The sequence below is a fragment of the Rathayibacter sp. AY1F9 genome (assembly GCF_002932155.1).
Classification (GTDB): Bacteria; Actinomycetota; Actinomycetes; order Actinomycetales; family Microbacteriaceae; genus Rathayibacter.
Map to the genome: position 1 here is coordinate 150,824 of NZ_PSVA01000002.1, position 25,721 is coordinate 176,544.

The following is a 25,721-nucleotide window of genomic DNA, read 5'->3' on the forward strand; positions in this document are numbered from 1 at the left end:
CTCTCCCACGGAAGTAGACGAACAATGCGGTTCCGACGCACGACGGCCCTCCTGGTCGCCGCGAGCCTGACAGCGGGAGGGGCTGCGCTCGGCGCGGCACCCGCACAGGCCGCGGTGCCCAGCCCGGTCCTCTCCTACGACTTCTCCTCGTCCGCCGCCGTCGGCTCCGCCGTGGGCGCGGGCACGACCCTGACCGACTCCGCTGCCGGCCGCTCCGCCACCGTGCGCGGGACCGGAGCGACGACCGTCGCCGGTCCGCGCGGCGGCACCGACCGCGCACTCCGCCTCCCCGGCGGCGCCGCAGGCAGCTCCGCCGCCTACGCCGAGATCGCGCCGGGACTGACCACGGCGGCCACCACCGACGTGACCATGTCGGCCTGGCTGCGCTGGGAGGGGAACCAGAACTGCAGCTGGGCGTACGCGCTCGGGCAGTCGACCGAGCGGTACCTCTTCACCACGCCCCAGTGCGGAAGCAGCCTGATCGGTGCCGTGAAGAACGGCTCGGAGCAGCGCGCGGCCGACTCCGGTCCCGCCGCCACCGGCCGCTGGAGCCACGTCGCCGTGGTCCTGCGCAGCGGCGTCAGCGTCTCGACCTACGTCGACGGCCGGCTCGCCCAGACCACCCCGACCTCCGCGACCGGAGCGGCGACTGTCGGCACCTCCGCCTTCTCCGGCCTCCTCGGCAAGTCGTTCTACGGCCCCGACCCTCTCTTCGCCGGGGCGATGGACGACGTGCACGTCTACTCCTCCGCACTGACCCAGGACCAGGTGCGCGAGGACGCGGCTCCGGCCGCTGCCGCGATCGCTGCATCGGACGCCGCCGCGGCGACCATCGCCGTGACCGGACCCGTCACCAGCGACCTCTCCCTCCCGACCCGCGGCGCGGGCGGCTCCGTCCTCACCTGGGCGAGCAGCGACCCCGCGGTGATCGGCACCGACGGCTCTGTGCGCCGCCCGGCACCCGGCTCGGCGAACGCCACCGTGACCCTGACCCCGACCGCGACGTTCGCCGGATCCGCCGCCACCGGCACCGCGCGAACCGTCACCGTCGCCGCCGACACCGAGGCCGACGCCACGGCGCGCCTGCGCACCGCCCTCGTCGTCCCGCCGACCGTCGCCTCCGGAACCGCTCTTCCCACGGTCGCCGGCTACACCGTGTCGTGGAGCGCGGACGGTGCCGGCCTGTCCGGCAGCCGCCTCGTGAACGACTCGGCGACCGACCGGGCACTCGCGCTCACCGCCTCCGTGAAGGTCGGCGCCACCACGCTGACGAAGACCTTCCGCACCACCGTCCTCAGCGCCTCCACGGCGAAGACCGTGGTGTCGTACACCCGGACGCCGACCGGCGAGGACAAGGCGAACCAGGACACGATCGCCCGCGGCCTCCACCTGGCACTCGGCTCGTCCGTCGCCGACGCAGCACCGCTCTCGGGCAACTCGGGAGTCCTCTTCGCCGACGGGGTCTTCCTCGGAACCGACAAGGCCGACAACCGCGGCCTCGCGAACCCCTCGCTGTTCACCTTCGCCGACGGCACCGTCGGCGTGATCGCCACGCGCGTCCTGCAGTCGGGCGCGTCCGACGGCACCGGGGCCTCGAGCGCTCTGATCTTCAAGGCCACGGACGCCACCGCGTCCGACTTCACCGAGCTCGGCCTCATCGACCTCGGCACCACCGGCGGCGTCGTCGCGCCGAAGGCCGTCTTCGACACGGACCAGAACCGCTACCTCGTCTCCTGGACGGACTCCTCCGGGGCGGCGAAGTACACGACCGTCACTGACCTCGCCCGCACCGAGCTCCGCGCGCAGGCGTTCTGGCCGAAGGACGGCGGCCGTCGCAGCGTCGTCGTGACCGACGGGAACCGCGGTGCGGTCCTCGGAGGAAGCCCCGCCACCGTCGCCGCTCCCGACCTCTCCGGAGTCCCGGGCCGCGTCGCCGACGCTCTGCCGGGCGGCGCGCTGACGGTCTCCGGCTCCGTCGCCGACTCGCTCGTGAAGAGGTTCGGCCGCACGGTCAACACCGGATCCTCGGTCGCACCGCAGACGATCGATCAGGGCGACACCTCCGCCCTGTCCGGAGTGAAGGCGCAGCTCTCCTACAACGACGGCTCGACCGGCAGCCTCGGCATCGACTGGAACCAGCAGCAGCTCGCCGACCTCGCTGCGAAGGGCCCGGGAACGTACGACCTCTCCGGGACCGTCCGCCAGCGGCAGTACAACGAGCCGTTCGCCTACAACCGCGCGGATCCGACGATCTACCGCTACGAGCGCAACGGGAAGACGCAGTACCTCTTCACCGCCACGGACGACACGAACAACAACAACGTCGCCTCGCAGCACCTGCCGATCCGGGTCGCCGACAGCATCGACCAGCTCAGCGACGACAACGGCGGACGGGCCCGTGAGGTGGACCTCCTCAACCGCACCACGCGGATGGACCGCACCGCCGAGGGCAAGGTGATCGCGGGCTGCTACTGGGCCCCCGAGATCCACGAGATCGGCGGCAAGCTCTCCATCCTGTTCGCCCCGTGCTTCAACCCGGACAACGACCAGTCGAACCAGAACGGTCAGTGGTTCACGGTGCAGGCGCACATCATGCAGCTGCGCGACGGCGGAGACCCCGCGAACCCCTCCGACTGGAGCGCGCCGCGCGCCGTCGTGAAGAGCGATGGGAGCGCCCTCGGACGCCCCGGCACGGGACGCAACATCAGCCTCGACATGACCTACTTCGAGTCCGGTGGAACTGCGTACTACGCCTGGTCCCAGCGCTACGTCGACAACGGAGTGAGCGACCCGGCGACCTGGATCGCCAAGGTCGATCCCGCGAACCCCACCCGCGTCATCGGCGAGCCGACCCCGATCATCGTGCCCTCGCTGACGTTCGAGGACCACCTGTCCGAGGGAGCGTTCGCGATCCAGCGCGACGGGAGGATCACGCTCGTCTACTCCAGCAGCGGCGTCAGCCCGAAGTACATCGTGGGCGGCGCCTGGGCGAAGGAGGGCAGTGACCTGACCGACATCGCGAGCTGGACCAAGTACGACGCCCCGCTCCTGCAGAGCGTTCCCATGCCCGACGGCGTCCTCGACTACCGCACCTACGAGCAGGGTCCCGGCCACGGAGCCGTCACCCAGGACGAGGACGGCAACGACGTGTACGTCTACCACACCTGGGGCAACGGAGTCGGGGGTGACGGCCGCGACACCCGTCTCGCCCGCATCCACTACGCCGCCGACGGCCGGCCGGTCTTCGACCTGACGCCGACGGAGGAGGTCGCACCCGCGAACCGGACTGTGACCGCCAAGGTCACCGTCACGTCGCCCCTGACCCTGACCGCCACGGCGTCGACCCGCTGCGTCAGCGGGAAGGTCGTCCTGACCACTGTGGTCAAGAACGACAGCCGCTCGATCATGGACATCACGACCGTCACCGCCTTCGGCTCGAAGACCGTGACCGGAGTCGCTCCGGGATCGTCCGCGTCGAGCGCCGTCACCACCCGAGCGGTCTCGATCCCCGCGGGGTCGGTGGCCGCGACAGGAAAGGCCGTCGTCGACGGGAAGACGGTCAGCACGCAGACGAGCGTCGACTACCCGGCGCGCAGCTGCCGCTGAGACGGTGAGGGAGCGGGCGCCACGATCGCCCGCTCCCTCGTCGCCCCGCCCCCGACCGGCACTGCGCCGCCCTGCAGTGCCGCCACCTCAGAAGGACGACCGACGAGATGCACCACAGAGTGAGAACCGGGACGGTCCCGTCCATCGGGCCCGTGCTGACGAAGGTCGCGCAGTCGCACACCCTCACCGAGGAGAAGGACGACGGAGCGGCCGGCAGCGCAGCTGCGGTCGGAGGACACGACCTCCTGCTGATCAACGGCAACGCCCTCCCTCTCTCCTGAGCCCCCCTGCGCCGTTCGGACGGGTCCTCGACCCTGATCGCCCGACGATCCCGCCGCGGCGGCATCACCACCGGCTGCGGACCGGGGCGGCGATCGGGCCGTATCCTGCTGTCCGGACCGATCGCTGATGTGCGAACCTCTCCTGAGCGGACTCCCGGATGCGGGCCGACCGTGACCGGTCCGGCCCGTTCCTCTCGTTGCAGCAGGAGACCGCCGTTCCCCAGGAGATACCCGTGATGCGCCTCGATCGATTCCTCGTGTCCCTGGCACGCTCTGCGCGGTGCACGAACCGCTGCGGAGCCTGCGGGCTCGACTGCAGCATCGACGTCTTCATCCTGATCGCGCTCGCGACCGGAGAGAACCGCGACGAGACCCGCCTGCGAGCAGTCCTCGACCTCCGCTCCGGCGACCGTGTCGAGGTCCTCGAGGTGCGCAAGCGGCTCCTCCGGCTCTCCCGCCGGGGCCTGGTGCTCCTGGAGAGAGGCAGGAGGACCGCACTGCAGCGCATCGAGCGCTTCTCGATCACGCGCGACGGCCGGGCCTTCCTGGCGTCCCACGCCAGAGCACTGGACCTCCTCGCCGAGGAGATCCACGTCGCGCTGCTGTCCCGCTGACGAGCGGAGTGCCTGTGCGGGCGCACGCGGGACGTCTCCTGGTCGGCCGTCGTCGGATCGGTCGTGTCGGTGACGCTCCACGTGGCGCGACTTCGACATGGACGTCGCCTCCGGCTGCGTCCTGGGCGCTCCGGGGCAGCACGAGGCGTCGCCGACCATCCTGGGCGCCGCGTTCGCGACCGTGCTGCCGTGGCGCGACGCGATGGCGGCGCTCCTCGAGGAGGCCGTCCCTGCTGCATCCTCAGCAGTGCGAGGCCGGCCTGGGGCTCGCCTCGACCCAGGAGCCGGGTCCGGGGACAGGCCTGTCCTGATCCTCGACCGCAGAAGGAAGAGTCTCGGTCCCGGTCGAGCTCCTCCGACCGGGATCCGCCTCGCGCCGGAAAGTGCCCTTCGTGCATCACCCCGTGCTGGAGAGCTGGATGATCTCGGAGATCACCGCGGCTCGAGTGTCGTCCGGTATCCGATCGCCTCCGAGGGAGTGGTGTGACCACAGGCCGTCAGCCGCAAGGCAGGCGATGAACTGGCGGAGAGTGATCGGATCGGTCGCGGTCTCCTCTGCGGAGGGCGTCCACCTTCGGCGCACCTCCGCTACCGGCGCTCGGAGAGCGGTGTCGCTGCCCGTGGCCTGGAGGAGTCCGATCTGCATGTGCGTCGACGGCGTCAGGGCGACGGTGACGTAGGCACTCACGCGCTCCGTCAAGGTGGCCTCGTTCGCGGTCTTCCCCGCGACGTCGATCAGCTGGGCTTCCCAGCCGGCCGCGACGTGCTCCTGGAGAGCGTGGGCGAGATCGGCTCGATCGCGGAAGTGGTACATCATTCCACCGCGTGTCAGCCCAGCCTCTTCGGCAGTCGCTTCGAGCGTGACGCGAACAGAACCTTCCCTCGCCGCGACACGGACCGCTGCGTCGAGGATCCGAGTCCGGTTGTTGGGTCGCGTCGCGCGAGGAGACGTCCGAGGAGAGGGCAGGACCCCCTCACCGCTGGGCGGGTTCGGTTCCATGTCGTGATCGATTCCGCCGCTCCCTCGGTCCGAGTGAGCGGCTAGGGATGGCGGGTGCTGAGGCGCCCGGAGGGTGTCGTCGCGTCACCGCACGAGCGGGTGCGACAGCGTCGGCCGCCAGTTTGCCATCCTCTCCCGCCGACGTCGGAAGGTGAGGCCCGACCCCCTCGGTGTCGAATCGTCCTGACGATGGCGCTGGTGCCTCTTCGTCAACCTGGTCTTCGTCGCCTTCGGCCTCGTCGGCGGGGCGCTCGTGCTCCGCGAGAGCAAGGCGGAAGGAGACAACCGCTACGACGTCTGGGGAACCGTCACGGTGACCCTGGGACTGGGCGCGATCGTCTACGGGTTCACCCGGGCTGAGCACGGATGGGGCGCGATCGACACCGTCGCCTTCCTCGCACTCGGCATCGTCCTGCTGACCGTCTTCGTGCTCATCGAATGCAAGGTCGACCAGCCGTTGCTGCCCCTGCGCGTCATCCTGCGTCGTGTGCGAGGCGGCGCGATCCTGATCCAGGCCGCCAATGGCGCCGTGATGATCGGGGCCATCCTCTATCTCGCGTTCTACTTCCAGATCGTGCTCGGAATGGGACCGCTGATGGCAGGACTCGCGAACCTCGCCATGACCGTCGCGATCATGGCGTTCTCGCCCGTCACCACGAAGATCCTCAACACGTTCGGCCCCCGACCCCTGATGATCGTCGGGCCGCTCGTCTCGGCAGCAGGGCTCTTCCTGCTCCTCGGCATCACCCCGGACGGAAACTACTTCCTCCAGGTCCTGCCCACCCTGGTCGTGCTCGGAATCGGACTCTCCATGCTCTTCGTGCCCGTCCAGAACCTCGCCCTTCTCGGGGTCGAGAACGAGGACGCCGGAGTGGCCTCCGCCGTCGTCAACTCCGTCTTCCACATCGGCGGGTCCATCGGTCTCGCGGTGTTCACCGTGTTCTACGCGAGCACCGCGGACTCCGCCATCGCGTCCGGAACGGCCGAGCTCACCGCATTCACAGACGGCTACAAGGCCGTGTTCCTGGCCGCAGCAGTGACCATGGTCGCGGCCTCTCTCACCGGATTCCTCCTCACCCGAGGGAAGAAGGAAGACCTGAACCCCGCCTGGGACGAGGCGGAGGCCGCCCTCGTCCACTGAGACGATGCCGAAGGGGCGGGCCGGTTCGTGCAGCAGCGGCAGACCGGCTCGCCTCTTCCCGTCCGACTCACGACACCCCGTACGTCGCCGACCGACGACCTCCCCTCGATGGGGAGTCGTTCGTGGATCGCAACGGTCCGGTCGTCCGACGCGGCCGCGTCATCCGGTGGGTCTTCTCCCGCGATGCCGGCTGCACCGCCGAGATCATCGAGGGTCGCGACCCGGTCGCCCGGCACATCACCGCAGACCGGAACGACGACGCCCGGCCGCCCTCAGGTGAGAGGCGGCCGGGCGTCGTCGGTCGGAGGACCCGGTCAGGTCAGCCGCAGCGGAGCGCCGGGTAGGCGGCGCTCACGGGAGCGGAGGCGCTGCCGACGGTGGCGACCCCCTGGACGGTGCCGGCGGCGACCGAGGCGGCCCGCGTGGTCACGGCCAGCGAGGCGGTCCGGCCCGCATCGATCTGCTGCGTCTTCGCGCCCCACAGGGTGTTCCAGCGGAGGTCGGCGGTCGACGCGGCCTTGTTGACAGTGGTCAGCGTGACCACCACCTTGCCCGCGACGCAGCGAGCCGCTGCAGTGGCGGTGACGGGCACAGCCGGCGCCTTCACGGTGATCGTCGCCGTGACGGTGCGGTTGGCCGAGGCCACCTCCTGCTCCTTCGAGAGCGAGAGGTCGAGCCGGCCGCTCGCGCGGATGTTCACGCCCTTGAACCAGGTGTTGCGGTCCGAATCGAACAGGCCGCCCGCGTTCTGCGGGTCGGTCGCCGTGTGCGGGTCCGGGTAGGGGCGGGCGTGGTAGGCGAGGAGCAGGTTGCCCGACTCGTCCTCGACGAACGAGTTGTGCCCGGTGCCGGCCTGCTGGCGCGAGAAGTACTGCGTCTCGTCCGCGCCGAGGCGGCCCAGGTAGGTGTCCTCGGTGTCCAGCACGGGGAACGCGGTCTGCGTCCACGTCGCGGGGTTGAGGAGGTCGGCACTCGCGTCGGCCGTGAGCAGGCCGAGCGAGTAGTACTTGTCGACCGTTCCGCCCGAGTAGGTGAGGTACATGCGTCCTCCCTTGGACACGATGAACGGCGCCTCCACGACGCCCTGGTCGTTGCCCTCGGTGGTGTCGGACGGGGTCGGCGAGCGCTTGCCCGACTCCCACGGCTGGCTCTCGCCGTAGATGCGGGTGACCGCACCGGTCACCAGCGGGACGGTGCCCTTGGGCCCCATCGTCGCCTTGGCGAGGGAGAGCGTGTTGCCGTTGGGCAGGACCCAGTAGCCCTGGGTGGCGCCGTTCTCCTGGCGGTCGATGTAGCTGACGTCGAAGGCCGCGCCCTCGAGGACGACCGGCTCGCCCCACTTCGTCTGGTCGAGGAATCCGCCCTCGGCGATCGAGGCGTCGGTCCCGGTGTAGGGGATCAGGACGGTGTTGTCGCACCAGCCGCCCACAGGCGCGTAGCCCTTGTTCATGCCGGCGACGATCCACCAGGTGCCGTTGATCTTGTGGAACTCCTGCGCCCAGATGTATCCGCCCCAGCCGTAGAAGGTGTTCGGGTACTGGCTCTGGCGACCGGGCGTGCCGGCGTCGGGGTCGATCACGATCTGCTCGGGAGCGGAGTCGAGACCGGCGATGGTCTTCGAGCGCTTGAGGCCGATCTTGCGGTAGCTGGAGCTCTCCTCGATCGGGCCGAGCGAGTCCTGACCGTAGTGCGAGCCCGTGAGGTAGTAGTAGCCGTCGTCCTCGTTGAAGAAGACGTGCGGATCCGCGCGGGCCTCGTTGACCATCGCCTCGGGGTCCTGCTGGACGGAGCCGGTGACCCGGTAGGTCCCGGGACGCGAGGTGTCGACGGCGGTGGTCAGATCGTCCTGCCAGTCGACGTTGAGCGACTTGGTCGAGCCGTCGTTGTACTCCATCACGGCCTGCCCCGGGAGCGCTGCGGCGATCGCAGCGGATCCGGCGCCGGAGTCGACGGAGCCGCTGAGCGACTTCACACCGGTGTTCTTCAGGTCGACGTACTCGCGGTAGAACGTGCTGAACTCGGTCGAGGTCAGCGCCGTCTCGCCGGCCTGGCCCTGGGTGAACCCGGCGGGGAGACCCGAGCCCTGGACACCGGGGACGCGGGCGTCGGCGCGGGTGGTCGCTCCGGGAGCGGTGCCGGAGGCGAGGTCCGTGAACAGCGTCACGCGGCCCTCGGTGGTGAGCAGATCGGTCCAGAACAGCTTGTAGACGCCGAGGGCGGAGTCGAAGACGATCCGCGGGTCGGTCACGACCGAGCCCGGCGCGACCCGGAGGACGCGCTGGTCGCGGAACGTGCGGCCGTCGGCGGAGCTCCAGAGGTAGACGGAGTCCGTGGCGTTGTTCTGCGACGAGACCGCGCCGAGCGAGCCGTCCTTCGAGCGGAACAGCAGCGGCGAGCCCATCTGGGCGTTCGGGCGCTGCGCCTGATCGCCGTCCTTGAGGACGGAGAGGATCGACTGCGAGCGGTTCAGCGGCTCCCAGGTGGTCGCGCCGGCGGGCAGTGCGGCCGTGAAGAGTGAGTCCGCGCGACGGTCGTCGTTGTACGCCAGCGGGTCGTCCTTCACTCCGTTCGTCGTGGTGACGGTCTTGACGGAGGTGGCGATGCGCCCGCCGGGCACGGCGAGGGTGCTGTCCCACGCGTAGGTCTGCCCGGCGACGGCTGCCTGGAGGCGGACGGCGACGGGAGCGGTGAGGCCCGAGAGGTTCACGGCGCCGGTGGAGGAGACGCGCGCGGCGCCGGCGCCGGAGGCGGTCCACGTCACGGTGTTCCCGAGGACCTGCGCGGGCAGGTCGCCGAGCACGGTCGTGGGGACGTCGAGTGCGGCGCGCAGGTCGGTCGCCACGGTGCTGCTCGTCGCGCCCAGCTCGGCCCCGGTCAGGGCGCGGTCGTAGACGCGCAGATTGTCGAGGAGTCCGGTGAAGTACTCCCCGCCGCCCCAGTTGGCCTTGCCGATCTGCAGGACTCCGCCGGTCGATCCGAGGACCGTCGCGAGCGAGGGGCCGGCCGTCGTGACGGCGACGGGCTTCGCGTCGACGTAGAGGCGGGCGGTGCCGGCGCTCAGCACGAGATCGACGTGCTTCCACTCCGTGCTGCTCGGGCCGGTGAGGTTGCCCGAGGAGTCGCGGGCGCCGCTGTTGGCGTACCGCTCGACGGTGATGCCGTTCGTCCTGTCGAGGACGCCGACGTACTTCTCCTGGGCGTAGTCCTGGGTCGCGGCCGATCGAGCGGCGAAGACCGACCAGCCGACGTTGTCCGCGGCGGCGGGCTTGGAGTCGTACGACAGCGTGACGGAGTCGCGACCCTTCAGCAGCGGCTGCCCGTCGGTCGCAGTGAGGTCGAGCCAGAACGAGGACGACAGCGAGACGGCGCTGCCCTGCCCGGTGCGGCCGGCGACGAGGGTCGGCGTGCCCTTCACGGCGGCGCGGGTCGACCTGTCGGTGAAGGCGCCTCCGCTCGGGGCGGTGTCGAAGGTGAAGTCCGCGAGCAGGCTCTGCGCGGGAGTGGTCGCCGCTGTCGCGGCGACGGCGACCGGCACGGCGGCGCCGGCGGCGAGGGCGATCGTCGCGGATGCGGCGAGGGTGGCGGCGAGCAGGCGCGAGGGCCTGCCTCCGCCCGGGGGTCGTGACGTCATCGTCGACGTGTCCTCTCGGGTTCTGCAGCGAACCGGTGGGCGGACGGGGGATCCCGCCTGCGGTGTGGTCTTCGCACGGTACCGGCGATTGTTCACGGTAACAAGGGAGCATGACCATCGGTTGCGAAACTCCCACACCCGTCGGACATCCGGGCGAGCAGAACGCCGAAGCGGGAGGGCCGGCAGCCTCTGCCCCCGCCCCGCCCGGTCAGTGCCCGCGCGCGATCCACTCCTCGCGGTGAGGCGCCTCCGCTCCGATCGTCGTCGAGTCGCCGTGGCCGGTCCGGACCACCGTCGCGGCGGGCAGCGTCAGCAGGCGCTCCGTGATCGAGTCGATGATCGTCGGGAAGTCGCTGTACGAGCGGCCGGTGGCCCCCGGCCCGCCCTGGAAGAGCGTGTCGCCGGTGAACACCGTGCCGAGCGCCTCGGCGACGAAGCAGACGGCGCCGGGGGTGTGGCCCGGGGTGTGCCGCACCTCGAGCTCGACGCCGGCGACGGGCACGATCCGCCCGTCGACCAGGGCGCCGCTCGGGGCCGTGCCGGGGTGCACGGCGTCCCACAGCATCCGGTCGGCCTCGTGGAGCAGCACCGGGGCGCCGGTCGCAGCGCGGACTCCCTCGACCGCGTCGAGGTGATCGTCGTGCCCGTGGGTCAGCAGTACGGCGAGGAGCCGGCGCTCGCCGACGGCCGCGAGGATCGCGTCCGCGTCATGGGCCGCGTCGATGACGACGCACTCGGAGTCGTCGCCGACGATCCAGACGTTGTTGTCGACGTCCCAGGTGCCGCCGTCGAGGCTGAAGGTGCCGCTCGTGACGAGCTGCTCGATCCGCGCGCCCATCAGAGCACCACCACCGAGCGGAGCACGTCGCCGCCGGCCATCGTGGCGAAGGCCTCCTCGATGTCCTCGATCCCGATCCGCTCGCTCACGAACTCGTCCAGGGGCAGGCGGCCCTGGAGGTAGAGGCCGGTCAGCATCGGGAAGTCCCTCTCCGGCAGGCAGTCGCCGTACCAGCTCGACTTCAGCGAGCCGCCGCGGCCGAAGACGTCGAGCAGGGGAATCTCGAGCGTCATCTCGGGAGTCGGCACCCCGACCAGCACCACGGTCCCGGCGAGGTCGCGGGCGTAGAACGCCTGGCGCCAGGTCTCGGGGCGGCCCACGGCGTCGATGACGACGTCCGCTCCGAAGCCGTTCGTCAGGGCCTGCACCGCCGCGACGACGCCCGCCTCGTCGAGGCCGCTGGAGTCGATGACGTGCGTGGCGCCGAGCTTCTCGGCCGCGACCAGCTTCTTGGGGTCCCGGTCGATCGCGATGACCGTGCCGGCGCCCGCGAGAGCGGCGCCGACCACGGCGGCCGTGCCGACTCCTCCGCAGCCGATGACCGCGACGGAGTCGCCGCGCGTCACGTTCCCGGTGTTCATCGCCGCGCCGAGGCCGGCCATGATCCCGCAGCCGAGCAGGCCCACCGCGGCGGGGTCCGCCTCCGGATCGACCTTCGTGCACTGCTTCGCGTGCACGAGGGTCTTCTCGGCGAAGGCGCCGATCCCGAGGGCGGGGCTGAGCTCGGTGCCGTCCTCCAGGGTCATCCGCTGCGTCGCGTTGAAGGTGTCGAAGCAGTACCAGGGCTCGGCCCGGGTGCAGGCCCGGCACTCGCCGCAGACCGCGCGCCAGTTGAGGACCACGAAGTCGCCGACCGCGACATGGGTGACTCCCTCTCCGACCGCGCTGACCCGTCCGGCCGCCTCGTGACCGAGGAGGAAGGGGAAGTCGTCGCTGATCCCGCCCTCGCGGTAGTGGAAGTCGGTGTGGCAGACACCGCAGGTCTCGATGTCGACCACGGCCTCGCCCGGGCCCGGGTCGGGGACGACGATGTCGACGAGCTCCACGGGAGCGCCCTTCGACCGGGCGATGACGCCGCGCACAGTGGTGGGCAAGGGGGCTCCTTCGACGGGGGCGTGCAGGTCCGCTCCACAGTAACGACCGCGGGAGGCGGGTGCGCCGGGTGGACGCGGGCGCTCCCGCCCACTCCGGGGCCGGGCCGCCCGCCTCGCGGACCGCGACCCTGACAGTCGGTAGGGTGCGGGCCATGCGCACTCTGTACCCCGAGATCGAGCCCCACGACTCCGGCATGCTCGACGTCGGCGACGGCCACTCGCTCTACTGGGAGGTCTCGGGCAACCCCGAGGGCAAGCCCGTCGTGTTCCTGCACGGCGGCCCCGGAGCCGGCACCTCGCCCGCCCACCGCCGGCTGTTCGACCCCGAGAAGTACCGCATCGTGCTGTTCGACCAGCGGATGTGCGGCCGCTCCACCCCGCACGCCGGCGAGCCGGAGGCCGACCTCTCGACCAACACCACCTGGTACCTGGTCGCCGACATCGAGCGCCTCCGCGAGCACCTCGGCGTCGAGCGCTGGCTCGTGCTCGGCGGCTCCTGGGGCTCGACCCTCGCCCTCGCCTACGCCGAGACCCACCCCGAGCGGGTCAGCGAGATCGTCCTCCGCGGGATCTTCACCCTCCGCCGCGCCGAACTCGAGTGGTTCTACGAGGGCGGCGCCGCCGCGGTCTACCCGGACCTCTGGGAGGGCTACACCTCCGTCGTCCCGGCCGACGAGCGGGGCAGCCTCATCGAGGCGTACTACCGCCTGCTCCACGACGCGGACCCCGCCGTGCACGGCCCCGCCGGCGTCGCCTGGACCACCTGGGAGGCGTCGACCATCACCCTCCTGCAGAAGCCGGAGCTGATCGCGGACTGGTCCGATCCCGTCTTCGCGCTCGCCTTCGCCCGCATCGAGAACCACTTCTTCGTGCACAGGGGCTGGTTGGAGGAGGGGCAGCTGATCCGCGACGCCGGCGTCCTCCGCGACATCCCGGCCGTCATCGTGCAGGGCCGCTACGACATGTGCACCCCGGCCTTCACGGCCTGGGACCTGCACCGGGCCTGGCCCGAGGCCGACTTCCGGATGATCGCCGACGCGGGCCACGCCTTCGACGAGCCGGGGATCCTCGACGCGCTGATCGAGGCGACGGACCGCTTCGCGTCCTGACGGGCGGGGCGGTCCGCGCCTCGCGGCCGGGATGCCCGGGCGCCCGTGCCTGAGCGTCCCGCGCCCGGTGCCGTCGTGTCCCGGGAGCGGGTCTACCCTGATCAGATGCGCGCGGACGACACCTCCGGGATGGAGGACTGGCCCACCGGCCGGCTGCTCTCCACCGCCTCCCGGATGGTCGAGCACGCCTGGCACGGCGCCCTCGCCGAGATCGGCCTCACCCACGCCGGCCTGATCGTGCTGCACCTCCTGCAGGCGGGTCCCGTCGCGCAGAAGGAGTTGGCCGCCGCGGCCCACGTCGAGGTGCAGACCATGTCGCGCACCATCGAGCGCCTCGAGCGCGAGGGCCACGTCTCGCGCACCACGGATCCGTCGGACCGCCGCCGGCAGCTCGTCGCGCTCACCGACGCGGGCGGCGAGGCCTGGCGCCGGGCGCACCGCCTCGAGGTCGACATGTTCCCGGGCTCGCTCGAGCACGGCCCCCTGCGCGAGGCGCTGCTCGAGATCATCCGCTCGGCCAGCGAGTCGCGCTGGGGCTGACCGCAAGCCCGAGCGGAGCCTGTCCGCGGAGCGCTAGCTTCGTCGGCATGACCTTCAACGACGACTCCCAGCTCAGCGGCGGCAAGGTCCGCCGTCGCGGCCGCACCACCGGCATCGCCGTCGGCGGGGGCGCGGTGGGCGTGGTCGTGCTCGCGCTGCTCTCGCAGCTGCTCGGCGTGAACCTCTCGGGCCTCGGCGAGGTGTTCGGCGGAGGCGGGTCCTCGCCGGAGGGCGTCACCTCCACCGCGGTGGCCTGCGACAGCGGCGCCGACGCGAACACGCAGGTCGACTGCCGCCTCGAGGGTGCGGCGGAGTCGCTCGACCGCTACTGGGGCGAGCAGACGCCGACACTCGGAGTCGCCTACACGACCCCGACCGGCGTCGACCTGTTCGAGGCCAGCACCACCACCGGCTGCGGGAGCGCGACCGCCGCGGTCGGCCCGTTCTACTGCCCGCCGGACCGGACGATCTACCTCGACACCGACTTCTTCGACGAGCTGCGCACCCGGTTCGACACCTCGGGCGGATCGCTCGCGCAGATGTACATCCTCGCCCACGAGTGGGGCCACCACATCCAGAACCTGACCGGCGCGATGGAGTCGGCGGACCGCTCCGGAACCGGTCCCGAGTCGGACTCGGTGCGCCTCGAGCTGCAGGCCGACTGCTTCGCCGGAGCCTGGGTGGGCGACGCCTCGACGGTGCCCGACGAGACCGGCACGCCCTACCTCAAGCCGGTGACGGCGCAGGAGTACCAGGACGCGCTCGGCGCCGCGGCCGCCGTCGGCGACGACCGCATCCAGGAGCAGGCCACCGGCACCGTCGATCCGGAGGGGTGGACGCACGGCTCGGCCGAGCAGCGCCAGCGCTGGTTCCAGGCCGGCTTCGAGGGCGACGCCACCAGCTGCGACACCTTCGCGGCCGCGCAGCTCTGACCGGACGCCGCTGAGGGCTCCTCGCCGCTGCCTGCGGACCCCCGCGGGTCAGGACACGGAGTCGGCCGGCTCCTCCATGTACCACTCGGTGAACGAGCGCGCCCGCCCGTCGGGGGCGAAGCGGATGACCCAGAGGTTCAGGTAGGTGCGGTCGCCCGGGTAGACGGTGCGCGCCTCCACCACGGCGGTCTCCTCCGTCAGCGCGACCAGGCCCCACGCGAACGTCGGGTCGGCGGGCTCCTCCTCCGCCAGCCACCACTCGACGATCGCGTCGCGCGGAGTGATCGCGTCGCGGTGCGGCGCCGTGAAGTACTCGGCGTCCTCGGTGAACAGTGCGGCCACGTCGGCCGCGTCGTCCGTGGCCCAGGCCTTCTCGTAGCCGGTGATCCAGCTCTCGATGTCGATCATCCGCCCATCCTCGTCCTGCCCGACGCGCGCGGGAAGGAGGAGGAGGGAACAAAGCGGCGGCCCGCGCTGTTGAGCCCCGAGCCGGTCGAAAGCAGAGCCGAGCGATACGATCCCGCCGACGACGGCCCGCCCGCCGCCGCGGTCCGGGTGCACGTCCGCCGCCGACACGAAGGACAGCCGTGCCCGACTCCGACAGACGCTCCCTGACCCGCTCGCCGGACCCGCGCCTCATCACCGCCGTCCTCGCCTTCGCGGGGATGAGCGCCTCCTTCATGCAGACGCTGGTCGTCCCGATCCAGTCCGAGCTGCCGACGCTGCTCGGCGCCGACCGCACCGAGACCGCGTGGGTGATCACCGCGACGCTGCTCAGCGCCTGCATCCTCACCCCGGTCTCCGGCCGCCTCGGCGACCTCTACGGCAAGCGGCGGATGGCCGTGGCCGCGCTGGTCGTGCTCGTGATCGGCTCGATCGTGTGCGCCTTCGCGGGGGACGTGTGGACGCTGGTCGTGGGCCGGGCCCTCCAGGGCGCGGTGATGGGCGTCATCCCGCTCGGCATCTCGATCCTCCGCGACACCCTCCACCGCGACCGGCTCCCCGGTGCGATCGCCCTGGTCAGCGCGACCCTCGGCATCGGCGGCGCGCTCGGCCTGCCGCTCAGCGCCCTCATCGCGCAGAACACCGACTGGCACGTCCTGTTCTGGATGTCCGCGGGCCTCGGCGTCCTCGACATCGTCCTCGTCCTCCTGGTCGTACCGGTGTCGACGCTGCGCTCGCCCGGCACCTTCGACGTGGTCGGCACGATCGGCCTCGCCCTCGGACTGAGCGGCGTGCTGATCGCCGTCTCGCGCGGCAACGACTCCGGCTGGACGAGCCCCGCGATCCTGGGCTCCGGCCTCGGCGGCATCGCAGTCCTGCTCCTCTGGGGCTGGTACGAGCTGCGGCAGGAGAGCCCGCTCGTCGACCTCCGGGTGGCCGCCCGCCCCGCCGTGCTCTTCACCAACCTCGCCTCGGTGGCGGTCGGCTTCGCGTTCTTCGGCGCCCAGATCACCCTGCCGCAGCGCCTCGAGCTGCCCGCCGCGTCGGGCGTCGGCTTCGGCCTGAGCCTGATCGTGGCGAGCCTCGTGCTCGCCCCCTCGGGCCTGGCGATGATGGCGACGTCCCCGCTCGCCGCCCGCCTCTCGGCGCAGTCCGGGCCGCGGCTCGTGCTGATCGCCGGCTCCGGGCTGATCGCGGTCTCGTACCTGCTGATCCTCCCGTTCGGCGGCGAGGTGTGGCAGATCCTGGTGATCAACGCCCTCATCGGCGTCGGCCTGGGCCTCGCCTACGCCGCGATGCCGACGCTCATCATGCACGCCGTCCCCGCCTCGGAGACCGCCGCCGCGAACGGGCTGAACTCGCTGATGCGCACCCTCGGCACGACGCTCTCCTCCGCCGTGACCGCGGGCGTGCTCGCGCAGCTGACCGTGTCGGTCGGCGACGTGCAGCTGCCGAGCTCGCAGGGCTTCGAGACCACGTTCGTGATCGGCGCGATCGGAGCGCTGGTCGCCGTCGCCCTCGGCCTGCTCATCCCGCGGGCGCCCCGACCGGAGGCGCGACCCGCTCTGCCCTGACCGGCCCGCGCGTCGTCGGCCGCGAATGCTCCTCGCTGAGGAGACCTGGTCGCGGCCGGCGACGCGCGTCCGCTACTCGTCCTCGAGAAGCATCCGCTCGATCTGCAGCTCGCGCAGCCGCGTCGAGGCCTGCAGGTTCTCGCGCGCGGCGAGCACCAGGCGGCACAGCAGCACCAGCAGCACGATCGCGAGCACCGCGACGGCCGTCACGACGACTCCGTACAGCGCGGTCAGGACTCCCCAGGTCTGGATCATCCCTCGACGCTACGGAGCCGCGCCCGCCCTCGCGTCCCCCGCTCGGCGGAGAGCGCGGGGCGGGGCGGGCAGCCGGTGCAGGGGCAGTGGACGCGCAGAGCCCGGCCCGCGACGGCTCAGCCCGCGAACGCCCCGCGGTACGCCCGCGCCGGGTGCGTCGCCGGCAGCTCGTCCGTCCCGAACAGCTTGCGGCGCAGCGTCCCCTCGGCGTACTCGGTCTGCGCGAGGCCCCGCTCCTGGAGCACCGGCATCACCCGGTCGACGAACTCCTCGTAGCTGCCGGGCAGGATCCAGTTGACGACGTTGATCCCGTCGATCCCCGCGTCGCGCCAGCCCGCCAGGTGGTCGGCGATCTGCTCCGGAGTGCCGACGACCCGTCCGCGCAGCTTCGCCGAGAGCCGGGCCAGATCACGGACGGTCGGCTCGCGGTCGGGGGAGGCGTCGCGGATCCACTGCAGGTGGCTCTGGCCGGCGTAGGTCTCGATCGCCGAGAGCGGCAGGTCGGGGTCGAGCTTCTCGCCCGTCGCCGGGTCGAAGCCGAGGTTCGAGTGCACGAGGAAGGCGTCGGAGGAGAGGTACTCGTCGATCTCGCGCTCAGCGCGTCGCGCCTCCTCCTCCGTGTCGCCGGTGATGAAGGAGAGCCCCAGGTAGAAGGAGGGCGCACCCGCTCCGCGACCGGCCGCCGCGGCGAGGGCCCGCGTGTCCTCGATCAGCTCGCGGGTCTTCTCCGGCGACCCCGAGAACACGAACTGCGCCTCCGCGTTCCGCGCGGCGAAGCGCCGGCCCGCGGGGGAGGAGCCGGCCTGGAAGAGCACGGGCGTGCGCTGGGGGGACGGAGCCGAGAGGTGCGGCCCCTGCACGCGGTAGCGCTTCCCGACGTGGTCGATGCGGTGGATGCGCGCCGGGTCGGCGAAGGAGCCGCTCTTGTCGCGCAGGAGCGCGCCGTCGTCCCACGAGCCCTCCCACAGCTTGTAGACCACGTCGAGGTACTCCTGCGCCCAGGCGTAGCGCTCGTCGTGCTCCTCGAGCCGGTCGTAGCCGAAGTTGCGGGCCGCGCCGTCGAGGGCGCTGGTGACGATGTTCCAGGCGATCCGCCCCTTCGAGAGGTGGTCGAGGGTCGAGACCTTGCGGGCGAAGTCGAACGGATGCGACTGCAGCACCGAGCTCGTGAACGCGAAGCCGAGGTGCTCGGTGCTCACCGCCAGGGCCGAGAGCAGCACGGACGGGTCGTTGCTGGGCAGCTGCAGCCCCTCGCGGGCGTTGACGTCCCAGTCGCCGTCCGCCGGCCCGTAGAGCCCCGCCACGTCGGCGAAGAACATCGCGTCGAAGCGGCCGCGCTCCAGCGTCCGGGCGAGGTCGACCCAGAGCTGCACGTCGTCGAACTCGTGCTGCCGGGCGTCGGGGTGGCGCCAGAGGCCGTGCTGGATGTGGGAGGCGGTGTTCATGACGAACGCGCAGAAGCGCAGCGGGCGGGGCTCGGTGATCACGCTCCCAGGCTAGGCCGGGCGCCTCCCACCGGTCTCGAACGACTCCGCGCGTAGGGTGTCCGACTGTGGAATCCCGCATCCCCGAACCCGCGCACGCCGTCCCTCCGCTGACGGACGCCGTCGCCGAAGCGCTCGACGCCACCACCGTCGCCGAGATCCGCGCCCTGCGCGACGACTTCGCGCGCTTCATGCTCCAGTACAAGTTCGGGATGGACGAGATCGTCACGAAGGTGTCGATCCTGCAGGAGGAGTTCCGCGAGCTGCAGGAGTACAACCCGATCGAGCACGTCACGAGCCGGCTCAAGTCGGCCGACAGCCTGATCGAGAAGATCGAGCGCAAGGGCTGCGAGACGACCTTCGACGGCATCGCCGACGCGATCACCGACATCGCCGGCGTGCGGATCACCTGCAGCTTCGTCTCGGACGTCTACCGCGTCTTCGACCTGCTCACCTCGCAGTCCGACGTGACGGTGCTCGAGGTGAAGGACTACATCGCCGAGCCGAAGGAGAACGGCTACAAGAGCCTGCACGCGATCGTCGAGGTGCCCGTGTTCCTCTCCGGCGGATCGGTCGACGTCTGCGTCGAGGTGCAGTTCCGGACCATCGCGATGGACTTCTGGGCGAGCCTGGAGCACAAGATCTACTACAAGTACGACCGCCAGGTCCCGCAGGAGCTCCTCGACGGCCTCGCCGACGCGGCCCGCACCGCCGCCACCCTCGACGCCGACATGGAGCGCCTCCATCGCCAGGTCCGCGGCCCGCTGCCCGGGGCGCGCACCTACGACGTCTGACGCGCCGCCCCACGCCCCGATCGGGCCGCCCCGACTCCTGCCGATCGAGCACCCCGCGCAGCGGGCCTCTCGAGATCCCCCTACGGAGTCAGCAGCGGCAGCAGCGCCAGCAGCAGCACCGCGGAGCCGTTCAGCGTCGCGTGCGAGACGATCGCCGCTCCGAGCCGCCCGGTGATCGTCGCGATCCAGCCGTGCGCGAGTCCCGCGGTGACCGTCGTCACGCCGAGCGTCACGATCGTCGCCGGGTTCACCATCTGGTGCCCGTGCAGTAGGGCGAAGACCGCCGTGGACGCCAGGATGCTGAACACCATCGCCCAGACGCGGCGGCCGCGGGTGGGCGGCGCCGACTCCGCGGAGCCCCGGAGCATCCGGTTCCGCACCGCGCGCATCACGACGCCGCGGCAGAGGACCTCCTCGACCAGCGGCGCGACGACGACGGGGATGAGGACCGAGCTCAGCACGAACCACAGCGGATCGGGGTCGATGTCGAGGTTCCCCTGCGCGTCCTGGAGGAGCGGAGCGAACGCGGCGAGCACGAACAGGATCACGACGCGCACCGCGATGCCGAGCCCGATCCCGATGGGCACGTCGATCCAGCGGAACCGCAGCCCGAAGTCGGCCGCCATCGTGCCCAGCCCGCGCAGCCGAGACGCCGCGAACGGGACGATCAGCGCGACGAGATAGCTCGCGAGCGCCCCCGCGAAGGCGAGTCCGGCGGAGTAGGGGAGCACGCCGAACCCGAACAGCAGGATGAGCACGGCCAGCGGCAGGACGATCCCGACGATCGTGAGCACGGCGGTCGGCAGGCCCCAGCGGACCCGAGGATCGGGCAGGTAGAGGAGGGAGGAGTAGGGCGCGTGGACCGAGGGGAGGGGCTCGACCGGCCACGACGTCGTCGCAGCGGAGTCGGGCGCGAGCGTCGCGGGATCGGGCGGCGGGAAGGCGTCGGGTTGCATGGCCGGGCCAGCCTACGCAGACCGCCTGGACGGGATCCGGGCCGCAGTCACTGCTCGGCGCGGGCCGGAACGGGAGGGATGTGCGGCAAATCGCGGCGGCGGGGACCTCCGGGTACGAAGAAACCCCCGCCATGTAGAAGCTAGGCGAGGGTTCCAGTGGCTCCGACGGGCGTCGATCCCGTGACCTCACGATTTTCAGTCGTGCGCTCTACCAACTGAGCTACAGAGCCGTTGCGACGTGATGTCGCTGGAGAGGTGATCTCCTGAAAAAGGCCCTTCCTCTCGGAAGGGCCTCTTTGCGACCCTGACGGGACTTGAACCCGCGACCTCCGCCGTGACAGGGCGGCACGCTAACCAACTGCGCTACAGGGCCTCGTTGCGAAGACAAGCATACTGCCTTCGAGGCTGTTCTATTTTCACGCCCCGACCCTCTCGAGCCGATGCACTTTCCGGTGGTGCTGGTACTTCTGGTGGTGCTGGTAGTACCGACCCATCCGTGACCCCAACGGGATTCGAACCCGTGCTGCCGCCGTGAAAGGGCGGTGTCCTAGGCCACTAAACGATGGGGCCGGAGACTCGCGGGGCGACCCTGCGGCCGACCCCCCATGACTACCGACACGCAAGCATAGGGGGCCGCGGCGCAGGATGCAAAATCGACGGTTCCGCAGGCGGCGTGCACCCCGTCCGGGGTTGACCCGGGTCTAGGAGATCGGGCAGGGCCGCGGTTAGGGTGGGGCGGAATCGCTCTTCCCCCCACCCGCGCGCCGGAGCCGCACCGCCGCGGAGGGAGGGCCCCCTATCCCCGAGGTCCCATGCCCCACTCCCTGCGCCGTCCGCGTTCCGCTCGCCTCCCCGGCGCGCCGCGACTCGGGCGACTCCGAGGTGCTGCCCTGGCCTCCGCCGTCGTCGCGCTCGTCGCCGGCCTGCTCGTCGCCACTCCCGCCCAGGCGGTCGAGTACCCGTCGTGGGCCGACGTCGAGGCGGCGAAGGGCGACACCGCCGCCGCGGCCGCTCAGGTCGACCGGATCACGTCCCTGATCGGCGACCTCCAGAGCGAGGTCGCCTCCGCCCAGCAGCTCGCGCAGCAGCGCGGCGACGAGCACTTCGCCGCTCAGCAGGCGTTCGACGAGGCCTCGGACCAGTCGAAGAAGCTCGAGGACCGGGCCGCCGCCAGCGCCGAGGAGGCCGACAAGGCCTCGCAGCAGGCGGGCCTGCTCGCCGCGCAGCTCTACCGCAGCACCGGCACCGACCTGTCCGTCAACATCTTCCTCGACCAGAAGGCCGGCCAGGCCGACCAGCTGCTGTCGAAGATCGGGAGCATGACCAAGCTGGTCGAGCGCTCCTCCGCGATCTACGAGCAGGCCAGCACCGCCCGCAACACCGCGTCCTCCCTCGCCGACCAGGCCGAGGTCGCGCAGACGGAGCGCGAGCGCCTCCGCGTCGCCGCCGAGCAGAAGCTGGCCGAGGCGACCGCCGCCCAGGAGGCGTCCGAGGCCGCGCTCGCCGAGCAGCAGGAGCAGAGCGTCGTGCTCGAGCAGCAGCTCGCCGCGCTCCGCGACACCGAGTCGAAGACCGTGGCCGAGTACGAGGCCGGCGTCGCCGCCCGCGAGGCCGAGCGCCTCCGGAAGCTCGCCGAGGAGGAGGCCGCCCGTCAGGCCGCCGCCCAGGCCGAGGCCGCGCGCCGCGAGGCCGCCCGGGCCGCAGCCGCGTCCAGCGGCGGAAGCGGTGGCGGCGGCGGGTACGTCGCCCCCTCGGGCGGCGGCGGCTCCAGCGCCGTCAGCGACTCCGGCTGGGTCCGCCCTGCCGGGGGCCGCATCACCGGCACTTTCGGCCCGCGCGACAGCATCTCGACCGGCGGAGGATCCTCCGGCTCGTACCACCGCGGCACCGACCTCGCGGGCGGCTGCGGCATCCCGATCTTCGCGGCGCACAGCGGCACCGTCTCCTACGCGGGCCCCAACGGTACCTACGGCAACTGGGTGCTGATCGACCACGGCAGCGGCATCAGCACCGGATACGCCCACATCATGTCCGGCGGGATCTACGTCCGCGTCGGCCAGCAGGTCCAGGCGGGCGAGCAGATCGCCGCCGTCGGCTCGACCGGCGCGTCCACCGGCTGCCACCTGCACTTCGAGACCCGCGTCAACGGCTCCGCCGTCGACGCCCAACCTTTCATGGCCCAACGAGGAGTCACCCTTGGCTGACGCACAGACGACCGCACGCACCTTCACCCCGGCACCCCGGGAGCGCGCCTGGAAGGGCCGCCTCCCGCTCGTCATCTCCGCCGCCTTCGCGGTCACGGCGGTCACCGCGTCCCTCGGCATCACCCCGGCCCTCGCCGACGACGCGAAGTACCCCTCGTGGGACGACGTGCAGAACGCCAAGAAGGACGAGGCGAGCAAGCAGGCCGAGATCGACTCGATCACCGGCCTCATCGCGAGCCTGCAGACCGCGGTCGACGAGAAGTCGATCACCGCGATGAAGAAGGCCGAGGCCTGGCGCCAGGCCAAGGAGGCGCTCGACGCCGCTGCGAAGGCCGTCGTCGACCTCGAGGAGAAGGCGACCACCGCCTCCGCCAAGGCCCAGACCTCGAAGATGCGCGCCGGCCTGCTGGCCGCGCACCTCTCTCGCGCCGCCGGCGGCGACCTCTCCGCCAGCCTCGTGGCCAAGGGCAAGGACGCGGGCGACCTGCTCTACCAGCTCGGCGCGATGTCGCAGCTCTCGGAGCAGTCGCAGAAGGTCTACGCCGACGCCCTCGCCGACAAGCAGAACGCGGAGTCGCTCGGCGACCAGGCCGACCGCGCTGTCACCGAGCACCAGGCGCTCTCGGACGAGGCCGACGCCGCGCGCAAGGACGCCGACGCCGCCGCCGAGTCGGCCCGCGCGTCGCTCTCGGCGCAGGAGGAGAAGTCGCAGGAGCTGGTCGCCCAGCTCGCTCTGCTGAAGGACTCCTCGGTCGAGGCCGAGACCCAGTACCTCGCGGGCGAGCAGAAGCGCCAGGCCGACGAGGCCGCCGCCCAGGCGCAGGCCGAGGCGGAGGCCGCCGCTCAGGCGCAGTCCACCGCCCGCTCCGCCCAGCAGCAGTCCTCGGCGCAGGCCGACACCGCCGCCCCGTCGCGTCAGACCGCGTCCCTCCCGCAGCCCGCCGCGCCGCAGCCCGCGCAGCAGCAGCCCGCTCCTGCTCCGGCCCAGCCCGCTGCTCAGCCGGTCGCCCAGCCGGCGGCTCAGCCGCTCCCGCAGCCGGTGACCGCTCCGGTCCTGGTGCCGACCAGCGGCGCCGTCGAGAACGCGATCTCGTACGCGATGGCTCAGCTCGGCGAGGAGTACGTCCTCGGCGGCATGGGCCCGGACCAGTGGGACTGCTCGGGCCTCACCAAGGCCTCGTACGCGTCCTCGGGCATCTACATCGGCACCCACTCGGCGACGAACCAGTACAACACCATGGCCGGCGCCGGCAAGCTCGTCCCCTACAGCCAGCGCCAGCGCGGCGACCTGATCTTCTGGGGTGGCGGCGGGGACTACTACCACGTGGCCATCTACCTCGGGAACAACCAGATCATCGAGGCCGCCGACTACGGCAAGCCCGTGCGCATCTGGAACACCTGGGGCACGCCCGCCGGCATGGTCGGCCGCCCGGCCGCCTGAGCCGCGGCCGCACAGCACAACGAGAGAACCCCCTCCTGTCGAGACGACGGGAGGGGGTTCCTTCGTTGATGCGAGGGGTCAGTGACCCTCTTCGGCCAGCTTCTTGATGCCGTCCTGGACGATCTGCTCCGCCTCGGCGGCGTCGCCCCACGCGTCGACCTTGACCCACTTGCCGGGCTCGAGGTCCTTGTAGCGCTCGAAGAAGTGCTTGATCTCGTTCTTCGTCTGCTCCGGGACGTCGCCGATGTCCTGGATGTGCTGCCAGCGCGGGTCCTTCGCGGGGACCACGATCACCTTCGCGTCGGAGCCGGCCTCGTCGCTCATGTTGAGCACGCCGACCGGGCGGACGGAGACGCCCACGCCCGGGAAGACGGGGTACTCGAGCAGCACCAGCGCGTCGACGGGGTCGCCGTCGAGGCCGAGGGTGTTCTCGAAGTACCCGTAGTCCGTCGGGTAGACGAAGGAGGTGAAGAGCACGCGGTCGAGGTAGACGCGACCGGTCTCGTGGTCGACCTCGTACTTGTTGCGGCTCCCCTTGGGGATCTCGACGACGACGTCGTATGCGGCCATGCTCTCTCCTTGAGTCGGTGGCGCCGTGAGCGGCGCATCGGCGGACGGATCGGCCTCCGGAACGCTCGCGCGGGTGCGCGCGCGGGAGGGGCGGATCGCTGGCATTACGTTACTTGATGTGCCCGATCGCCCCCGCCTGACCCCCGCCGTCGCCGATCTGCGGCGGGCGGTGCGCGAGAGCCTCGACGGGCTCGCCCCCGGAGCGCTGGTGCTGGTCGCGCTGAGCGGGGGAGCGGACTCGCTCGCGCTCGCGGCGGCGGTCGCCTTCGAGGCCCCGCGGGGCGGGAGGCGGGCCGGCGCGGTGATCGTCGACCACGGGCTGCAGGATGCGTCGGCGGAGGTCGCGCGGCGGGCCGCGGAGCAGGCGCACGGGCTGGGGCTCGCGCCGGTGCTGCGCGAGGTGGTGACGGTGTCCGCCGAGGGCGGACCGGAGGCGGCCGCCCGCAGCGCGCGCTACCGCGCCTTCGACGACGCGCTGACCGCGACGGGCGCCGCCGCGATCCTCCTGGGCCACACCCTCGACGACCAGGCCGAGACGGTGCTGCTGGGCCTGGCACGAGGAGCCGGTGCGGCCTCGCTGCACGGGATGGCGCCGGTGAGCGGGCCGCTGCGTCGGCCTATTCTGGGACTGCGCCGCGAGACGACCCGCCTCGCCTGCGCCGACCAGGGGCTCGTGCCGTGGGACGACCCGCACAACGACGACCCCCGCTACTCGCGGGTCCGGGTGCGGAACCGCGTGCTGCCCGTGCTGGAGGACGAGCTCGGGCCGGGAGTGGCCCAGGCTCTGGCGCGCACGGCCGAGCAGCTGCGGGAGGACGGGGACGCGCTCGACGCGCTCGCCCTCGACTGGGCGCTCGAGCTGGTGGGCCAGGACGAGGCGGGGCACGTCACGGTCGACGCGCGCGGGCTCGCCGCGGACCCGCCGGCGCTGCGGCAGCGGATCATCCGCCTGGTCGTGGCGAACGAGTTCGGAGTCGCGCTCTCGCGCTCGCAGACGCTGGCGGTCGCCGCGCTGGTCACCGACTGGCACGGCCAGAAGGGCGTCGACCTCCCCGGCGTCCTCGCCACCCGCCGCGGCAGCACCCTCGTCTTCGCACCCGCCTCCTCCTGACCCCGTTTCCACGAGGCCGGTCCCCGCGAGACGCCCGCCCCCTCCCCGCGAGATGCCGCTCCGGCGCGCGACTCGCCGGCGGAGGTGTACCGGAGCGGAAAT

At 71.8% G+C, this 25,721-nt stretch carries 20 protein-coding genes, 3 tRNA genes and 1 pseudogene; 12 read left to right on the forward strand and 12 right to left on the reverse strand.

The window, feature by feature from the left end; genetic code table 11:
• Positions 1-24 precede the first annotated feature (24 nt).
• From C5C37_RS02380 to C5C37_RS02385, 3 genes are all read left to right on the forward strand, one after another.
• On the forward strand, positions 25-3,606 hold the full coding sequence (locus tag C5C37_RS02380; RefSeq protein ID WP_104338396.1) for a family 43 glycosylhydrolase: 3,582 nt from the start codon (positions 25-27) through the stop codon (positions 3,604-3,606).
• Positions 3,607-3,713: 107 nt separating this feature from the next.
• Positions 3,714-3,887 (forward strand): hypothetical protein, encoded by a 174-nt coding sequence (locus C5C37_RS17340; protein WP_181127357.1) that lies wholly within the window; start codon positions 3,714-3,716, stop codon positions 3,885-3,887.
• Positions 3,888-4,120: 233 nt separating this feature from the next.
• The gene (locus C5C37_RS02385; RefSeq protein WP_104249689.1) at positions 4,121-4,501 is read left to right on the forward strand and encodes a hypothetical protein; all 381 of its coding nucleotides are present in this window, start codon (positions 4,121-4,123) and stop codon (positions 4,499-4,501) included.
• Between the two features lie 397 nt (positions 4,502-4,898).
• On the opposite strand, the gene C5C37_RS02390 is transcribed toward C5C37_RS02385, so the two are convergent.
• On the reverse strand, positions 4,899-5,501 hold the full coding sequence (locus tag C5C37_RS02390; RefSeq protein WP_104297264.1) for a TetR/AcrR family transcriptional regulator: 603 nt from the start codon (positions 5,499-5,501) through the stop codon (positions 4,899-4,901).
• Between the two features lie 202 nt (positions 5,502-5,703).
• Between C5C37_RS02390 and C5C37_RS02395 the strand changes: the two are divergent.
• A pseudogene (locus tag C5C37_RS02395) lies at positions 5,704-6,642 on the forward strand (MFS transporter); the annotation flags it as partial.
• Positions 6,643-6,961: 319 nt separating this feature from the next.
• Here the strand turns inward: C5C37_RS02395 and C5C37_RS02405 are convergent.
• The 3 genes from C5C37_RS02405 to C5C37_RS02415 form a co-directional block, all read right to left on the reverse strand.
• Positions 6,962-10,273 (reverse strand): family 43 glycosylhydrolase, encoded by a 3,312-nt coding sequence (locus C5C37_RS02405; RefSeq protein WP_104261158.1) that lies wholly within the window; start codon positions 10,271-10,273, stop codon positions 6,962-6,964.
• A 208-nt stretch (positions 10,274-10,481) separates the two neighbouring features.
• Positions 10,482-11,111, reverse strand: a complete 630-nt coding sequence (locus C5C37_RS02410) for an MBL fold metallo-hydrolase (protein ID WP_104224396.1) — start codon at positions 11,109-11,111, stop codon at positions 10,482-10,484.
• The gene (locus C5C37_RS02415; protein ID WP_104338398.1) at positions 11,111-12,205 is read right to left on the reverse strand and encodes an S-(hydroxymethyl)mycothiol dehydrogenase; all 1,095 of its coding nucleotides are present in this window, start codon (positions 12,203-12,205) and stop codon (positions 11,111-11,113) included. The genes C5C37_RS02410 and C5C37_RS02415 overlap by 1 nt, the downstream gene beginning before the upstream one ends.
• Positions 12,206-12,357: 152 nt before the next feature.
• Between C5C37_RS02415 and pip the strand changes: the two genes are divergently transcribed.
• The 3 genes from pip (at position 12,358) to C5C37_RS02430 (ending at position 14,786) form a co-directional block, all read left to right on the forward strand.
• Positions 12,358-13,314: a prolyl aminopeptidase gene (gene pip / locus C5C37_RS02420; RefSeq protein WP_104338399.1), complete on the forward strand. Its 957-nt coding sequence runs from the start codon at positions 12,358-12,360 to the stop codon at positions 13,312-13,314.
• Between the two features lie 105 nt (positions 13,315-13,419).
• Positions 13,420-13,854, forward strand: a complete 435-nt coding sequence (locus C5C37_RS02425; protein ID WP_104338400.1) for a MarR family winged helix-turn-helix transcriptional regulator — start codon at positions 13,420-13,422, stop codon at positions 13,852-13,854.
• Between the two features lie 47 nt (positions 13,855-13,901).
• Positions 13,902-14,786, forward strand: a complete 885-nt coding sequence (locus C5C37_RS02430; RefSeq protein WP_104338401.1) for a neutral zinc metallopeptidase — start codon at positions 13,902-13,904, stop codon at positions 14,784-14,786.
• Positions 14,787-14,834: 48 nt separating this feature from the next.
• Here C5C37_RS02430 and C5C37_RS02435 read toward each other — a convergent pair whose 3' ends face one another.
• The gene (locus C5C37_RS02435; protein WP_104249695.1) at positions 14,835-15,194 is read right to left on the reverse strand and encodes a nuclear transport factor 2 family protein; all 360 of its coding nucleotides are present in this window, start codon (positions 15,192-15,194) and stop codon (positions 14,835-14,837) included.
• A gap of 179 nt (positions 15,195-15,373) precedes the next feature.
• Between C5C37_RS02435 and C5C37_RS02440 the strand changes: the two genes are divergently transcribed.
• Positions 15,374-16,804: an MFS transporter gene (locus C5C37_RS02440; protein WP_244230520.1), complete on the forward strand. Its 1,431-nt coding sequence runs from the start codon at positions 15,374-15,376 to the stop codon at positions 16,802-16,804.
• 72 nt (positions 16,805-16,876) lie between these two features.
• On the opposite strand, the gene C5C37_RS02445 is transcribed toward C5C37_RS02440, so the two are convergent.
• Positions 16,877-17,059, reverse strand: a complete 183-nt coding sequence (locus C5C37_RS02445; protein WP_104224402.1) for a hypothetical protein — start codon at positions 17,057-17,059, stop codon at positions 16,877-16,879.
• Between the two features lie 116 nt (positions 17,060-17,175).
• Positions 17,176-18,504 (reverse strand): NtaA/DmoA family FMN-dependent monooxygenase, encoded by a 1,329-nt coding sequence (locus C5C37_RS02450; protein ID WP_374954036.1) that lies wholly within the window; start codon positions 18,502-18,504, stop codon positions 17,176-17,178.
• A gap of 230 nt (positions 18,505-18,734) precedes the next feature.
• Here C5C37_RS02450 and C5C37_RS02455 point away from each other — a divergent pair, with 230 nt between their 5' ends.
• Positions 18,735-19,337: a GTP pyrophosphokinase family protein gene (locus C5C37_RS02455; protein ID WP_104224409.1), complete on the forward strand. Its 603-nt coding sequence runs from the start codon at positions 18,735-18,737 to the stop codon at positions 19,335-19,337.
• 80 nt (positions 19,338-19,417) lie between these two features.
• Here C5C37_RS02455 and C5C37_RS02460 read toward each other — a convergent pair whose 3' ends face one another.
• The 4 genes from C5C37_RS02460 to C5C37_RS02475 form a co-directional block, all read right to left on the reverse strand.
• Positions 19,418-20,293, reverse strand: coding sequence for a CPBP family intramembrane glutamic endopeptidase (locus C5C37_RS02460; protein ID WP_104338402.1), 876 nt, complete (start codon positions 20,291-20,293; stop codon positions 19,418-19,420).
• 157 nt (positions 20,294-20,450) lie between these two features.
• A tRNA-Phe gene (locus tag C5C37_RS02465) sits at positions 20,451-20,523 on the reverse strand.
• Positions 20,524-20,592: 69 nt separating this feature from the next.
• A tRNA-Asp gene (locus C5C37_RS02470) sits at positions 20,593-20,666 on the reverse strand.
• Positions 20,667-20,790: 124 nt separating this feature from the next.
• Positions 20,791-20,863: transfer RNA gene (locus C5C37_RS02475), tRNA-Glu, on the reverse strand.
• Positions 20,864-21,105: 242 nt separating this feature from the next.
• Here C5C37_RS02475 and C5C37_RS02480 point away from each other — a divergent pair.
• Positions 21,106-22,497: a peptidoglycan DD-metalloendopeptidase family protein gene (locus C5C37_RS02480; RefSeq protein WP_104226018.1), complete on the forward strand. Its 1,392-nt coding sequence runs from the start codon at positions 21,106-21,108 to the stop codon at positions 22,495-22,497.
• A complete protein-coding gene (locus C5C37_RS02485) occupies positions 22,490-23,938 on the forward strand; it encodes an NlpC/P60 family protein (protein ID WP_258063191.1) in 1,449 nt (482 codons plus the stop codon). Before C5C37_RS02480 ends, C5C37_RS02485 begins: the two co-directional genes overlap by 8 nt.
• A gap of 78 nt (positions 23,939-24,016) precedes the next feature.
• Here C5C37_RS02485 and ppa read toward each other — a convergent pair whose 3' ends face one another.
• Positions 24,017-24,508: an inorganic diphosphatase gene (gene ppa / locus C5C37_RS02490; protein ID WP_068255683.1), complete on the reverse strand. Its 492-nt coding sequence runs from the start codon at positions 24,506-24,508 to the stop codon at positions 24,017-24,019.
• 118 nt (positions 24,509-24,626) lie between these two features.
• On the opposite strand from ppa, the gene tilS reads away from it, so the two are divergent.
• Positions 24,627-25,619 carry a tRNA lysidine(34) synthetase TilS gene (gene tilS / locus C5C37_RS02495; RefSeq protein WP_104333284.1) on the forward strand — a complete coding sequence of 331 codons (993 nt, stop codon included), beginning with the start codon at positions 24,627-24,629 and terminating at the stop codon, positions 25,617-25,619.
• Positions 25,620-25,721: the final 102 nt, after the last annotated feature.

Excerpts from the sequence above, each read along its gene's own strand:
- C5C37_RS02405 (WP_104261158.1), bottom strand. The coding sequence starts at position 10,273 with ATGACGTCACGACCCCCGGGCGGAGGCAGGCCCTCGCGCCTGCTCGCC.
- C5C37_RS17340 (WP_181127357.1), top strand. The coding sequence starts at position 3,714 with ATGCACCACAGAGTGAGAACCGGGACGGTCCCGTCCATCGGGCCCGTG.
- C5C37_RS02445 (WP_104224402.1), bottom strand. The coding sequence starts at position 17,059 with ATGATCCAGACCTGGGGAGTCCTGACCGCGCTGTACGGAGTCGTCGTG.
- C5C37_RS02425 (WP_104338400.1), top strand. The coding sequence starts at position 13,420 with ATGCGCGCGGACGACACCTCCGGGATGGAGGACTGGCCCACCGGCCGG.
- C5C37_RS02460 (WP_104338402.1), bottom strand. The coding sequence starts at position 20,293 with ATGCAACCCGACGCCTTCCCGCCGCCCGATCCCGCGACGCTCGCGCCC.
- ppa (WP_068255683.1), bottom strand. The coding sequence starts at position 24,508 with ATGGCCGCATACGACGTCGTCGTCGAGATCCCCAAGGGGAGCCGCAAC.
- C5C37_RS02430 (WP_104338401.1), top strand. The coding sequence starts at position 13,902 with ATGACCTTCAACGACGACTCCCAGCTCAGCGGCGGCAAGGTCCGCCGT.
- C5C37_RS02450 (WP_374954036.1), bottom strand. The coding sequence starts at position 18,504 with ATGAACACCGCCTCCCACATCCAGCACGGCCTCTGGCGCCACCCCGAC.
- C5C37_RS02380 (WP_104338396.1), top strand. The coding sequence starts at position 25 with ATGCGGTTCCGACGCACGACGGCCCTCCTGGTCGCCGCGAGCCTGACA.
- pip (WP_104338399.1), top strand. The coding sequence starts at position 12,358 with ATGCGCACTCTGTACCCCGAGATCGAGCCCCACGACTCCGGCATGCTC.
- C5C37_RS02455 (WP_104224409.1), top strand. The coding sequence starts at position 18,735 with ATGCTCCAGTACAAGTTCGGGATGGACGAGATCGTCACGAAGGTGTCG.
- C5C37_RS02435 (WP_104249695.1), bottom strand. The coding sequence starts at position 15,194 with ATGATCGACATCGAGAGCTGGATCACCGGCTACGAGAAGGCCTGGGCC.
- C5C37_RS02410 (WP_104224396.1), bottom strand. The coding sequence starts at position 11,111 with ATGGGCGCGCGGATCGAGCAGCTCGTCACGAGCGGCACCTTCAGCCTC.
- C5C37_RS02390 (WP_104297264.1), bottom strand. The coding sequence starts at position 5,501 with ATGGAACCGAACCCGCCCAGCGGTGAGGGGGTCCTGCCCTCTCCTCGG.
- C5C37_RS02480 (WP_104226018.1), top strand. The coding sequence starts at position 21,106 with ATGCCCCACTCCCTGCGCCGTCCGCGTTCCGCTCGCCTCCCCGGCGCG.